This window comes from Streptomyces sp. NPDC086077, assembly GCF_040686175.1.
Classification (GTDB): domain Bacteria; phylum Actinomycetota; class Actinomycetes; order Streptomycetales; family Streptomycetaceae; genus Streptomyces.
Genome location: NZ_JBFBJT010000177.1, coordinates 1 through 13,074, shown reverse-complemented (window position 1 = coordinate 13,074; position 13,074 = coordinate 1). Strand labels below are relative to the sequence as shown.

Genomic DNA, 13,074 nt, shown 5'->3' with positions numbered 1-13,074 from the left:
CGAGGGAGCCGAGCAACTGCTCGTGGACTGGGTGGCGGGCGGCCGCAGCCAGTCGATCCTGAGCATGTACGGGCACGAGGAACTCGTTCCGCTGGTCCGGGGGTTCGGGATCGAGACGCACTTCATACGGGTCGACGGGCGGACCGGACCGTCCGGGGGCAGCAAGGCCGAGCACATGGTGCGGCATCTGGCCGCGCTCGCCCGGGTGGATCCGTCCCGCACGGTCGTGATCGGGGACGCCGCGGACGACGCGGTGGCGGCGCTGCATGTGGGAGCCAAGGCCGTGCTCTACACCGGCGGGTCCCACGGCAGGGCCAGCCTTGAGGAGACGGGGGTGCCGGTGGTGGATTCGCTGGGAGAAGCGGTCGCCCTGGCGCACGAGATAGCTGCCTGAGCCGTGCCCGGGTGAGGCAGGGAGGCGCCGCCTGCAGCGCGATGCCGCCCCGCCTCGACGGTGCCGGAGCGCCCGCCGTCAGGTCACCGGGGCCTTGGCGCGCAGCACGGTGAGGAACTCGCGCATCCAGGCCGGGTGGTCCGGCCAGGCGCGGGACGACACCAGCGTGCCGTCGACCACCGCCTCGGTGTCCTGGAAGGTGGCGCCGGCCGCCTGCATGTCGAGTTCCAGCGCGGGGTACGCGGTGACGCGCCGGCCTCGCAGGCTGTCGACCGCGGCGGTGAGGAGGGGGCCGTGGCAGATCTGGGCCACGGGCTTGTCGGCGTCGAAGAAGGACTTGAGGATCTTGCGGAGTTCGGGGTCGTTGCGCAGGTACTCCGGGGCACGGCCACCGGGGATGACCACGGCGACGTACCGGCCGGGGTCGACCTCCGAGAAGGCGAGGTCGGCGTCCCAGGTGTAGCCGGGCTTCTCGGTGTACGTGTCGAAGCCGGGTTCGAAGTCGTGGACGACGAACTGGAGCCTCTTGCGGGTGGGGGCGGCGATGTGGACCTCGTAGCCTTCTTCGCGAAGGCGCTGGTAGGGGTAGAGCACTTCGAGGGACTCTGCCGCGTCGCCCGTGAGGATGAGGATCTTGGCGGTCATGGGGGTTGCTCCCCTTTGAGGTGGCTTTGTGAGTGCGTTCTCCCTGCCAACGTGCCTCCAAGGTGCGGGCTTGCCTAGGGGGCGCGCCGTTTTTGGGACGAGTGGTGCGGCGCCGCCGTGCCCGTTACGACGGCCCCCGCCTTCTTGGCCCTGTGCAGACTGTCAAAGTTCCACCCCCGGTTTTGTACACATACGGCTCATGACGGGCCCGGGGTAAGGAGCGATAGCCTTGTGGCGTGATCAGCGCGATAGTTCGCGGGGGCCTCCGTGTCCCTGCTCCGCGCCCGGAGAGCATGGAAGACATCCGTGTCCGGGCGGCGGTCGCTGGTCCTCGCGGGCGGGGCGGGGCTTTCGAAAGCCCCGCGGTACCGCGCACACCCCGGGAGCGGACGCCGTCGAGAGCAGCGTCACATGCCCCGGGCGCGTGGGAAATGGCTGATATCCCCCCGCTCATCTCACCTTGCGGCATAGCGTCGGAACGGACCGGACACCCCGCGTCACGACGTCGCGTCGGAAGGCCGGAGACCGTACTTCCTTCTACGTCACGCAACGGCGCGCGACAGGAGCCAGAGGACAATGCAGACCAAGCTGGACGAAGCCAAGGCCGAGCTGCTCGATCGGGCCGCCCGGGTAGCTGAGAACAGCCCGGTCGGGGGGTACCTACCGACTGGGACGACGGAGCACGGCACCCCCGACCGGGCTGCCGTACTCGCGTTCCTCCAGCGCTACTACCTGCACACCGCCCCGGAGGACCTCGCCGACCGCGACCCGGTCGACGTCTTCGGAGCCGCCTACTCGCACTACCGACTGGCCGAGAACCGCCCCCAGGGCACGGCGAACGTCAGGGTGCACACCCCGACGGTCGAGGAGAACGGCTGGACCTGCAGCCACTCCGTCGTGGAGGTCGTCACCGACGACATGCCGTTCCTGGTCGACTCCGTCACCAACGAGCTGACGCGTCAGGGCCGCGGCATCCATGTGGTCATCCACCCGCAGATGGTGGTGCGCCGCGATGTCACCGGCCGGCTCATCGAGGTGCTCACCACACCGCCCACCGGTGAGCTCCCGCACGACGCGCACGTCGAGTCCTGGATCCACGTCGAGATCGACCGCGAGACCGACCGCTCGGACCTGAAGCAGATCACCGCCGACCTGCTGCGCGTCCTGTCCGACGTCCGCGAGGCCGTCGAGGACTGGGGCAAGATGCGGGAGGGGGCGCTGCGGATCGCCGAGGGGCTGCCCGAGGAGCCCGTCGCCGGTGATCTGCCGGCGCAGGAGATCGAGGAGGCCCGCGAGCTGCTGCGCTGGCTGGCCGCCGACCACTTCACGTTCCTCGGCTACCGCGAGTACGAGCTGCGCGACGACTCGCTCGGTGCCGTCCCCGGTACGGGCCTCGGCATACTGCGCGCGGACCCGCACCACGAGGCCGGTGAGAGCCACCCCGTCAGCCCGTCCTTCGAGCGGCTGCCCGCCGACGCCCGCGCCAAGGCGCGCGAGCACAAGCTGCTCGTGCTGACCAAGGCGAACAGCCGGGCGACCGTGCACCGGCCGTCGTACCTGGACTACATCGGCGTCAAGAAGTTCGACGAGCAGGGCAACGTCGTGGGGGAGCGGCGCTTCCTGGGCCTGTTCTCCTCCGCCGCCTACACCGAGTCCGTCCGCCGGGTGCCGGTCATCCGCCGCAAGGTCGAGGAGGTGCTGAGCCGCGCCGGGTTCTCGCCCCACAGCCACGACGGCCGGGACCTGCTCCAGATCCTGGAGACATACCCGCGCGACGAGCTCTTCCAGACCCCGCCCGACGAGCTGCAGGCGATCGTCACGTCGGTGCTGTACCTCCAGGAGCGGCGCAGGCTGCGTCTCTACCTGCGCCAGGACGAGTACGGACGCTACTACTCGGCCCTCGTCTACCTCCCCCGCGACCGCTACACCACCGGCGTCCGGCTGCGGATCATCGACATCCTCAAGGAGGAGCTCGGCGGCACCAGCGTCGACTTCACCGCCTGGAACACCGAGTCGATCCTCTCCCGGCTGCACTTCGTCATCCGTGTCCCGCAGGGCACCGAGCTGCCGCAGTTGTCGGACGCCGACAAGGAGCGCATCGAGGCCCGCCTGGTCGAGGCCGCCCGCTCCTGGCTGGACGGATTCTCCGAGGCGCTGAACGCCGAGGTCGGCGAGGAGCGTGCGGCCGAGATGCTGCGCAGCTACCACAACGCCTTCCCCGAGGGCTACAAGGCCGACCACAGCCCGCGCGCGGCCGTCGCCGACCTGGGCCATCTCGAACGGCTGGACGAGGAGAACAACTTCGCGCTCAGCCTGTACGAGCCGGTCGGCGCCGGCCCCGACGAGCGCCGCTTCAAGATCTACCGCAAGGGTGACGCCGTCTCCCTGTCCCGCGTCCTGCCGGTGCTCAACCGGCTCGGCGTCGAGGTGATGGACGAGCGGCCCTACGAACTGCGCTGCGCCGACCGCAGCGTCGCCTGGATCTATGACTTCGGCCTGCGCATGCCCAAGGCGCAGGCCGGCGCGGACTACCACGGCGACGACGCCCGCGAGCGCTTCCAGGAGGCGTTCGCCGCCAGCTGGACCGGCAAGGCGGAGAACGACGGCTTCAACGCCCTCGTGCTGAGTGCCGGGCTGACCTGGCGGCAGGCGATGGTGCTGCGGGCGTACGCGAAGTACCTGCGCCAGGCGGGTTCGACGTTCAGCCAGGACTACATGGAGGACACCCTCCGCAACAACGTCCACACCACCCGGCTGCTCGTCTCCCTGTTCGAGGCGCGGATGGCCCCCGAGCGGCAGCGCGCGGGGCACGAGATCGTGGACGCCCTGCTGGAGGAGCTGGACGCCGCCCTCGACCAGGTCGCGAGCCTCGACGAGGACCGGATCCTGCGGTCCTTCCTCACCGTCATCAAGGCGACCCTGCGCACGAACTTCTTCCAGGAGGCGTGGGGCGGCCGCCCGCACGAGTACGTGTCGATGAAGTTCGACCCGCAGGCCATCCCGGACCTGCCGGCGCCGCGCCCGGCGTTCGAGATCTGGGTGTACTCGCCGCGCGTCGAGGGCGTGCACCTGCGCTTCGGCAAGGTCGCCCGCGGTGGCCTGCGCTGGTCGGACCGCCGTGAGGACTTCCGTACCGAGATCCTCGGCCTTGTCAAGGCGCAGATGGTGAAGAACACCGTCATCGTGCCGGTCGGTGCCAAGGGCGGCTTCGTCGCCAAGCAGCTGCCGGACCCCTCCGTGGACCGGGACGCCTGGCTGGCGGAGGGCATCGCCAGCTACCGGACGTTCATCTCGGCGCTGCTCGACATCACCGACAACATGGTGGCCGGCGAGGTCGTCCCGCCCGCCGACGTCGTCCGGCACGACGAGGACGACACGTACCTCGTGGTCGCCGCCGACAAGGGCACCGCCACCTTCTCGGACATCGCCAACGAGGTCGCCCAGCAGTACAACTTCTGGCTCGGCGACGCCTTCGCCTCCGGCGGCAGCGCGGGGTACGACCACAAGGGCATGGGCATCACCGCGCGCGGCGCCTGGGAGTCCGTCAAGCGGCACTTCCGGGAGCTGGGCGTCGACACGCAGACCGAGGACTTCACGGTCGTCGGCATCGGCGACATGTCGGGCGACGTGTTCGGCAACGGCATGCTGCTCAGCGAGCACATCCGCCTGGTGGCCGCCTTCGACCACCGGCACATCGTCATCGACCCGAACCCGGACGCGGCGACCTCTTACGCGGAGCGCCGACGCCTGTTCGAACTGCCGCGCTCGTCATGGGAGGACTACAACACCGACCTGCTGTCGGCGGGCGGCGGGATCTTCCCGCGCACCGCCAAGGCGATCCCGGTGAACGCGCACATCCGCGCGGCCCTCGGCATCGAGGAGAAGGTCGCCAAGCTGACGCCCGCCGACCTGATGCGGGCGATCCTCAAGGCGCCGGTCGACCTGCTGTGGAACGGCGGCATCGGCACGTACGTCAAGGCCTCCACCGAGACCCACGCGGACGTCGGCGACAAGGCCAACGACGCCATCCGCGTCGACGGCAAGGACCTGCGGGTCAAGGTCGTCGGCGAGGGCGGCAACCTCGGCCTGACCCAGCTGGGCCGGATCGAGTTCGCGCTGCACGGAGGGCGGATCAACACCGACGCCATCGACAACAGCGCGGGCGTGGACACCTCCGACCACGAGGTGAACATCAAGATCCTGCTGAACAGCCTGGTCACCGACGGCGACATGACCGTCAAGCAGCGCAACCGGCTGCTCGCCGAGATGACCGGTGAGGTCGGCCACCTGGTGCTGCGCAACAACTACGCGCAGAACACGGCGATCTCCAACGCCCTCGCCCAGTCCAAGGACATGCTCCACGCCCAGCAGCGCTTCATGCGCCACCTGGTGCGCGAGGGCCACCTCGACCGGGCGCTGGAGTTCCTGCCGGCCGACCGCCAGATCCGTGAGCGGCTCGCCCAGGGACAGGGTCTGACCAGCCCGGAGACGGCCGTCCTGCTGGCGTACACGAAGATCACGGTCGCCGAGGAGCTGCTGCACACCTCGCTGCCGGACGACCCGTATCTGCACGGGCTGCTGTACGCGTACTTCCCGAGTGCGCTGCGCGAGCAGTTCCCGCAGCACATCGAGAGCCACCCGCTGCGCCGCGAGATCACCACGACCGTGCTGGTCAACGACACGGTCAACACCGGTGGTACGACGTATCTGCACCGGCTGCGGGAGGAGACCGGTGCCTCGCTGGAGGAGATCGTCCGGGCGCAGACCGCGGCCCGTGCGATCTTCCGGTCGGCGTCGGTGTGGGACGGCGTCGAGGCGCTCGACAACAAGGTCGACGCGACGGTCCAGACCCGGATCCGGCTGCACTCCCGCCGGCTGGTGGAGCGCGGCACGCGCTGGCTGCTGAACAACCGGCCGCAGCCGCTCCAGCTCGCCGAGACGGTCGACTTCTTCGCCGAGCGCGTCGAGCACGTCTGGGCGCAGCTGCCCAAGCTGATGCGCGGCGCGGACCTGGAGTGGTGGCAGAAGATCTATGACGAGCTGACCGACGCCGGCGTCCCGGAGGAACTCGCCACCCCGGTGGCCGGTTTCTCCTCGGCCTTTCCGACGCTCGACATCGTCTCGGTGGCCGACCGCATGGGCAAGGAGCCGCTGGACGTCGCCGAGGTCTACTACGACCTCGCCGACCGGCTCGGCATCTCCCAGCTCATGGACCGCATCATCGAGTTGCCCCGCGCCGACCGCTGGCAGTCCATGGCCCGCGCGGCCATCCGTGAGGACCTGTACGCGGCCCACGCGGCCGTCACGGCGGACGTCCTGGCGGTGGGCAACGGCACGGCGACGCCGGAGCAGCGGTTCAAGGTGTGGGAGCAGAAGAACGCGGCGATCCTGGGCCGGGCGCGGACGACCCTGGAGGAGATCCAGGGCTCCGACGCGTTCGACCTGGCGAACCTGTCGGTGGCGATGCGCACGATGCGCACGCTGCTGCGGACCCACTCGTAGTCCGCGGACAGCGGTGGCCCGCGTACGACAGTGAGGGCGCCCCGGGCCGGAAACGGCTCGGGGCGCCCTCGTTCACGTGCGGCGGCCGGACGGCGGACGACCGGCCCGGTGCCCGTCGGTCGGACTTCCGCGCGTCAGGCGGTCAGGACGGCTGAGGCACCGGCGGCGCCGCCTTGGGCTTGGGCTTCGGCTTGGGTTTCGGCTTGTTGTCCCCGGTGAAGGCCTCGTACTCCTTCATGACCTCCTCCGTGGGCCCGTCCAGGCGCAGCTCACCGCGTTCCAGCCACAGCACCCGCTCGCAGGTGTCGCGGATGGACTTGTTGTTGTGGCTGACCAGGAAGACCGTGCCGGCGTGCTTGCGCAGCTCGCGGATGCGGGCCTCGGATCGCTTCTGGAAGGAGCGGTCGCCGGTGGCGAGGGCCTCGTCGATGAGCAGGACGTCGTGGTCCTTGGCGGCGGCGATGGAGAACCGCAGACGGGCGGCCATGCCGGAGGAGTACGTCCGCATGGGAAGGGTGATGAAGTCGCCCTTCTCGTTGATGCCGGAGAAGTCGACGATCTCCTGGTAGCGCTCCTTTACCTGCTCGCGGGTCATGCCCATCGCGAGGCCGCCGAGGTGGACGTTGCGCTCGCCCGTGAGGTCGTTCATCAGGGCGGCGTTGACGCCGAGCAAGGAGGGCTGGCCGCCCGTGTAGATCCGGCCGTTCTCCACGGGGAGCAGGCCGGCGACGGCCTTGAGCAGGGTCGACTTGCCGGAGCCGTTGGTGCCGATCAGGCCGATGGCCTCGCCCCGGTACGCGACGAAGGAGACGTCCCGGACGGCGTGCACGGTGCGGACGCCGGCCGCCTTCTCGGCGTTCTTGCGCCGCAGCATGCGGTTGAGGGCGGCGGTGGCGGAGCCCCGGCCCCCTCCGGTGCCGTTGACGCGGTAGACGATGTCGACGTGGTCGGCGACGACGGTGGGGATCTGGTCGGGAGTGGTCCCGTCGGGGTTCTCAGCCACGGCCGTAGGTCTCCTCAGCCTTCCAGAAGTAGATGAAGCCGCCGACACCGGCGAGCAGGGCCCAGCCCGTGGCGAGCATCCATACGTGGTCGGGCAGTTGGCTCGCCTTGAAGCTGTCGATCAGTGCGAACCGCATCAGGTCGATGTAGACGGCGGCGGGGTTGGCCTGGAGCACGGGGCCGACCCAGCCGGGCAGGTCGTTGTGCCGGCTGAGCAGGTGGTCGATGCTCCACATCACGCCGGACACGTACATCCAGGTGCGCAGCACGAACGGCATCAGCTGGGCGATGTCCGGTGTCTTGGCGCCCAGCCGGGCCATGATCATCGAGACACCCGCGTTGAACGTGAACTGCAGGACCAGGGCCGGGATCGCCAGCACCCAGGACGCGGCGACCGGGACGCCGAAGACCAGCAGGATCACGACCAGGGCGGCCATCGAGAACAGCAGCTGCTGGAGCTGCTGGAGGCAGAAGGAGATCGGCAGGGCCGCGCGCGGGAAGTGCAGGGCGCGGACGAGGCCGAGGTTGCCGGAGATGGCGCGGGTGCCGGCCAGGATCGAGCTCTGCGAGAAGGTCCAGATGAACACGCCGGTGACCAGGAACGGGACGTAGTCGGGCACGCCCTTCTTGGTCTGCAGCAGCACGCCGAAGATCAGGTAGTAGACGGCGGCGTTCAGCAGCGGGGTCATCACCTGCCACACCTGGCCGAGCTTGGCCTGGCTGTACTGGGAGGTGAGCTTGGCCGTGGAGAACGCCGCGATGAAGTGGCGCCGTGCCCACAGCTGACGGACGTACTGGGGCAGGGAGGGGCGGGCGCCGCTGACGGTGAGGCCGTGGCGGCCGGCGAGGGCCGCGAGGTCGTCGACGGCCGGGGCCGTGGTGCGGGCCGTCGTCGGGGGCGGTGCGTCGAGGACCTGGCTCACATCCGCTGCTTTCGGTCGGGGGTGGGGGGCGCGGCGGCGGTCCCTGCAAGCGCCCCCGGCGTTCTCCTGCGCTTCTCTTCACGTTTTCTTACGTCGGGACGGGACCGTATCGTCGCAACGCGAGCGTAGGCCTTTCGAACGTCGGAACGCAACCGTTTCGTCGTAACGCCCTATGCTGGTCCGCATGACGACGAACGCCGACGGGCCCCAGCCGCGACCGCGCCGCCGGACCCCCGCCGGGGCGGCCGTGCTCCGCGCGGACGTCACGGAGGCCATTCGGGCGGCCGTCTTCGAGGAGCTCGCGTCCGTCGGCTACGCGCGGATGTCGATCGAGGGCATCGCCCGCCGGGCCGGGGTCGGCAAGACCGCGGTGTACCGGCGCTGGCGCTCCAAGCTGCACCTCGTGCTGGACATCGTCTCGGCGATCGCCGTACAGGGACTGCCCGCGCCGGACACCGGCTCCCTGGAGGCGGACCTGCGGCTGCTGTACGAGGTGACGTCCCGGGCGCTGCGGCACCCCGTGGCCTCGCAGATCATCCCCGACCTCCAGGCGGAGGCGGCCCGTAACCCCGAGATCGCCGAGGCCCTCCAGAAGGCGCTGCGCGAGGGTCAGGAGGGCGTCGCCAGCAAGATCGTGGCCGCGGCGGAGAAGCGGGGCGAGGTCGGCCCGGACCACGACCGGAACCTCGCCCTCGACCTCATCTCCGGCCCGCTGTACTGGCGCTCGGTCGTGATCCGCAACCCCAGACTCCCCAAGGGCTACCTGGCATCCTTGGCCCGTACGACGGCGGCGGCACTCAAGGCGTTGTGACCAGGGTTCACCCCCCGGCAGGCTGGTCCAGTGCTGCCTGCGGGTGGGTGTGGATCCAGCCCTCCCAGGCTGAGGTGATCATGTCCTGGACGTCGTAGCGGGCCTTCCAGCCCAGTTCTGTGGTGATGCGGTCGGCGGAGGCCACCACGCGGGGTGGGTCGCCGGGGCGGCGGGGGGTGATGACCGGGGGGTGGTGGTGGCCGGTGGCCGTGGTGATGCGGGTGATCATGTCGCGGACCGAGACGCCCTCGCCGCGGCCGATGTTGAGGGTGAGGTCACGGCCGGGGGAGTCCTGGAGGGCGCGGGCGACCGCGACATGAGCCTCGGCCAGGTCGACCACGTGGATGTAGTCGCGGACGCAGGTGCCGTCGGGGGTCGGGTAGTCGTCGCCGAAGATGCGCGGGGGCGCGCCCTCGGTGAGCTTCTCGAAGACCATGGGGACGAGGTTGAAGACGCCCACGTCCGCCAGTTCCGGGCTCGCCGCGCCGGCCACGTTGAAGTAGCGCAGGGAGGCCGTGGCCATCCCGGTCGCCCGGCCCGTCGCGCGGACCAGCCACTCACCGGCCAGCTTCGTCTCGCCGTACGGGCTCATCGGCACGCACGGGGTCTCCTCGGTGACCAGGTCGACGTCCGGCATGCCGTACACCGCCGCCGAGGAGGACAGGACGAAGGACGGGACCCGCGCCGCGGTGACCGCTTCGAGCAGGACGCGCAGGCCCTCGACGTTCTCCCGGTAGTAGTGCAGGGGGAGGTCCATCGACTCGCCGACCTGCTTCTTCGCCGCCAGGTGGACGATTCCGGTGACCCGGTGCTCCGTCAGTACGCGGCTCAGCAGATCGCCGTCCAGGGTCGAACCGGTCACCAGGGGGACGTCGTCCGGGACGCGTTCCGCGATGCCGGTGGACAGGTCGTCGTACACGACCGTCCGCTCGCCCGCCTCGGTCATCGCCCGCACGACATGCGCCCCGATGTATCCGGCGCCGCCGGTGATCAGCCAGGTCATCCGCGGCAGTCCCCTCGTCCGTTGCCCGTGTGCCGTCCGCCTCACAGTGAAGCAGGTGATCGGGCGTCCGCCGCGCAAATGTCACCTTTCGTGCGAATGTGACACAAGTGCCATGGGGTGCGCCCGTCTCGCCGGGACTCGTCTCACCGGGACTCCGTGGCCTCCGTCGCCGCCGCCTCCGCCGCGGCGTCGAGCGCCGTCGTCAGCCGCTCCAGGCGGGCCCCCAGTTCCCGGATCTCCTCGACGTCGAACCCGGTCGCCGCCGCGATCCGCACCGGCACCTGGAACGCCCGCTCGCGCATGGCGTCCCCCTCCTCGGTCAGCCGCACCTGCACCGAACGCTCGTCGCGCACGCTGCGCTCACGCCGTACCAGGCCGGCCGCCTCCAGCCGCTTGAGCAGCGGCGACAGGGTGCCGGAGTCAAGGCGTAGACGCTCGCCCAGCTTCTTGACCGGCAGGTCGCCGTCCTCCCAGAGCACCAGCATCACCAGGTACTGCGGGTAGGTGAGCCCGAGGTCCTTCAGGACCACGCGGTACACCCCGCCGAAGGCGCGCGAGGCCGCGTGCAGGGTGAAGCAGATCTGTCGGTCGAGGCGGAGCCACTCCGACGCGGACGTGGTGGTCATGGCACCAGGATAGCCCTGAGCGTCATTTAGTTGTGTGCAATTGAATTGTGTGCTCTACTTCTGTTGTCGGACCGGCCGGACGGATCGCCGGTACATCACCTGAGAGGGATGGTCTTTCCCATGGACGCGCTGTACACCGCTGTCGCCACCTCCACCCACGGCCGCGAGGGGCGTTCCGTCTCCTCCGACGGCAGGCTCGACCTCCAGCTCGCCGTGCCGACGGAGATGGGGGGCAACGGTCAGGGCACCAACCCCGAACAGCTCTTCGCCGTCGGGTACTCCGCCTGTTTCGCCGGCGCCCTCGGCGTGGTCGGCCGGATGGCCAAGGTCGACCTGAGCGACGCCGCCGTCACCGCCGAGGTCACCATCGGCAAGCAGGGCGAGGGCTTCGCGCTCGCCGTCACCCTCCGCGTCGAGCTGCCCGACACCGTCGACCAGGCGACCGGCCGCAAGCTCGTCGAGCAGGCCCACCAGGTCTGCCCCTACTCCAACGCCACCCGCGGCAACATCCCGGTCGAGCTCGTCGTCGAGTAGCCGAGCGCGGGGCGGCAGGCCGGGCAGGGCCCGCAACGCACGGAACGCCGTGTAGGCGCCGGCCCCCAGCAGCCGCAGCCGCACCTGCGCAGGACGGTGCCCGGCGGGCAGGTAGCGCCGGTAGAGCGCACCGGCCTGCCGGAAGAAGACCCGCCGCCGAGGCGCCGGCAGGCGGCGCGCGTCGACCGCCACCTCCACCACCACGGTGAACAACTGATCGAACAGGGCCCGCGACCGCGCGGCCGACACCCGTGCGGCACCCGCCTGGTAGAGCGCCGGCTCGATCTGGTCCAGCAGATCGAGCCGGCGCTCGCCCGCGTTGTCGAGCAGGCTCCCTCGTGCCCGCGTCAGATGCCGTACGACCACCGACGGCAGCACCGCCACCCGTTCCGCCAGCACCGTCACCACCGCGCCCCAGCCGAGGTCGGTGAAATGGCCGTAAGGGAACGCGAGTTGGTGAACCCTCAGAAAGCCGCGCCGGTAGGCGGCGCTCCACACGGGCCGGTTCACCACCGTGAGCCAGGGGGCCGCGTCGGGGTGGAAGGTTCCTGCGGGGGCGGCCGGCAGTGCGACGAGCCGGGCACCGGCCCGTTCGCCCCCTGCCCACGCCGGCACCCGCTCGTGCGCGAAGTGCAGCACGTCCACCGGCCCCGTCTCCCGCAGCCGGGCGTCCAGCGCCGCCAGCGCCCCCGGGACGAGGACGTCGTCACCGTCGAGGAACAGCAGATAGGCGCCCGACGCCGCCCGCAGCCCGGTCGTGCGGGCCGCGCCGAGACCGGCCGTGGGCGGTGAGTACGCCGGTCTCAGCCGGTGGTCCCGCTCCGCGTACCCGGCGGTGATGTCCGCGGCCCGGGCCTCCGGCTCGTCACACACCGTGATCAGCTCGAAGTCGCCGAAGGACTGTGCCAGCACCGACTCCAGGGCCCGGGCCAGCAGGGCCTCGACCCCGTGCGAGGGAACGATGATGCTGAAACGGGGCATGCGCCTCTTTCCGTTTTCATCCTTGCTCGGCGGGAGGCGCGCGCCTCGGGCCGTGGAAGTCCCGCCGAGCGGCCCGCCACGGACCGGGCGCGGACCGGCCGGGCCGCCCGGACGGCCGGCACGTGGACGGCCGCGTCGGGGTGGGCCGCGACGAGCTGCGGGGCATACGGACTCCCGTAGGTGAAACGGCGGTCAGTGGCTTTCGGTGACGGTGAAGTGACCAGAAGGTTGCGGAATGGTGGCTGTCGGGGGATTCGCCCGCGATGCGGCGGCCGACGGCACCACCCGCGGCAGTTGCGTCTCGGCCTCCCCGAACGCGACATGGCGTACGACGCGCTCGGCGGCGCGGCCGTCGTCGCGTGGACAGAAGCGCGCCCGGAAGGCGGCGCGCGGCTGGCCCGGCCGTGCCGGGCGTGATCCGGGAGGTGCCGGTCGGGAGGGTGCGGTGATGCTCGGGGCGTGCGATCCACGCCGTACGCACCTGCGGGACGTGCGGGCGGGACCGGGCCCCCGGTTCTGCGGGAGGTGGACGGCCTGTGCGCGCGGGTCGCGGGCCGCGAACTCCTCGACGATCTCGCCGCGGGCGTCCGGCGAGCGGTCGTCGACCACGATCAGTTCGAGCTCGGTACACGACTGGCCGAGCACCGATTCCA

Annotated in this window: 10 protein-coding genes and 1 pseudogene; 4 read left to right on the top strand and 7 right to left on the bottom strand. The window is 70.7% G+C overall.

All coding sequences use genetic code 11. The annotated features are described in order from the left end of the window. On the top strand, positions 1-394 hold a 394-nt coding region (locus tag AB0O67_RS32710; protein ID WP_365458130.1), incomplete at its 5' end, for an HAD family hydrolase. A gap of 78 nt (positions 395-472) precedes the next feature. Here the strand turns inward: AB0O67_RS32710 and AB0O67_RS32705 are convergent. Continuing rightward, positions 473-1,039 carry a DJ-1/PfpI family protein gene (locus AB0O67_RS32705; protein WP_365458127.1) on the bottom strand — a complete coding sequence of 189 codons (567 nt, stop codon included), beginning with the start codon at positions 1,037-1,039 and terminating at the stop codon, positions 473-475. Between the two features lie 576 nt (positions 1,040-1,615). On the opposite strand from AB0O67_RS32705, the gene AB0O67_RS32700 reads away from it, so the two are divergent. Continuing rightward, positions 1,616-6,541: an NAD-glutamate dehydrogenase gene (locus AB0O67_RS32700; protein ID WP_365458124.1), complete on the top strand. Its 4,926-nt coding sequence runs from the start codon at positions 1,616-1,618 to the stop codon at positions 6,539-6,541. Between the two features lie 142 nt (positions 6,542-6,683). Here AB0O67_RS32700 and AB0O67_RS32695 read toward each other — a convergent pair whose 3' ends face one another. Then, entirely contained in the window at positions 6,684-7,544 is an 861-nt protein-coding gene (locus AB0O67_RS32695) for an ABC transporter ATP-binding protein (protein WP_365458121.1), read from the bottom strand. Continuing rightward, entirely contained in the window at positions 7,537-8,466 is a 930-nt protein-coding gene (locus tag AB0O67_RS32690) for an ABC transporter permease (protein WP_365458118.1), read from the bottom strand. The genes AB0O67_RS32695 and AB0O67_RS32690 overlap by 8 nt, the downstream gene beginning before the upstream one ends. Positions 8,467-8,650: 184 nt before the next feature. On the opposite strand from AB0O67_RS32690, the gene AB0O67_RS32685 reads away from it, so the two are divergent. After that, a complete protein-coding gene (locus AB0O67_RS32685) occupies positions 8,651-9,277 on the top strand; it encodes a TetR/AcrR family transcriptional regulator (protein WP_365458115.1) in 627 nt (208 codons plus the stop codon). 7 nt (positions 9,278-9,284) lie between these two features. Here AB0O67_RS32685 and galE read toward each other — a convergent pair whose 3' ends face one another. Together galE and AB0O67_RS32675 are read right to left on the bottom strand one after the other, a co-directional pair. Then, on the bottom strand, positions 9,285-10,280 hold the full coding sequence (gene galE, locus AB0O67_RS32680) for a UDP-glucose 4-epimerase GalE (RefSeq protein WP_365458112.1): 996 nt from the start codon (positions 10,278-10,280) through the stop codon (positions 9,285-9,287). Between the two features lie 143 nt (positions 10,281-10,423). Further along, positions 10,424-10,906, bottom strand: coding sequence for a MarR family transcriptional regulator (locus AB0O67_RS32675; RefSeq protein ID WP_365458109.1), 483 nt, complete (start codon positions 10,904-10,906; stop codon positions 10,424-10,426). Between the two features lie 120 nt (positions 10,907-11,026). Between AB0O67_RS32675 and AB0O67_RS32670 the strand changes: the two genes are divergently transcribed. Further along, positions 11,027-11,440 carry an organic hydroperoxide resistance protein gene (locus AB0O67_RS32670; protein ID WP_365458133.1) on the top strand — a complete coding sequence of 138 codons (414 nt, stop codon included), beginning with the start codon at positions 11,027-11,029 and terminating at the stop codon, positions 11,438-11,440. 693 nt (positions 11,441-12,133) lie between these two features. Here the strand turns inward: AB0O67_RS32670 and AB0O67_RS32665 are convergent. After that, a pseudogene (locus AB0O67_RS32665) lies at positions 12,134-12,421 on the bottom strand (glycosyltransferase family A protein); the annotation flags it as partial. A 192-nt stretch (positions 12,422-12,613) separates the two neighbouring features. Continuing rightward, positions 12,614-13,074, bottom strand: a 461-nt coding sequence (locus AB0O67_RS32660) for a glycosyltransferase (protein ID WP_365458106.1), incomplete at its 5' end; no start/stop codon positions are given.

Excerpts from the sequence above, each read along its gene's own strand:
- AB0O67_RS32705 (WP_365458127.1), bottom strand. The coding sequence starts at position 1,039 with ATGACCGCCAAGATCCTCATCCTCACGGGCGACGCGGCAGAGTCCCTC.
- AB0O67_RS32700 (WP_365458124.1), top strand. The coding sequence starts at position 1,616 with ATGCAGACCAAGCTGGACGAAGCCAAGGCCGAGCTGCTCGATCGGGCC.
- AB0O67_RS32685 (WP_365458115.1), top strand. The coding sequence starts at position 8,651 with ATGACGACGAACGCCGACGGGCCCCAGCCGCGACCGCGCCGCCGGACC.
- galE (WP_365458112.1), bottom strand. The coding sequence starts at position 10,280 with ATGACCTGGCTGATCACCGGCGGCGCCGGATACATCGGGGCGCATGTC.
- AB0O67_RS32675 (WP_365458109.1), bottom strand. The coding sequence starts at position 10,906 with ATGACCACCACGTCCGCGTCGGAGTGGCTCCGCCTCGACCGACAGATC.
- AB0O67_RS32670 (WP_365458133.1), top strand. The coding sequence starts at position 11,027 with ATGGACGCGCTGTACACCGCTGTCGCCACCTCCACCCACGGCCGCGAG.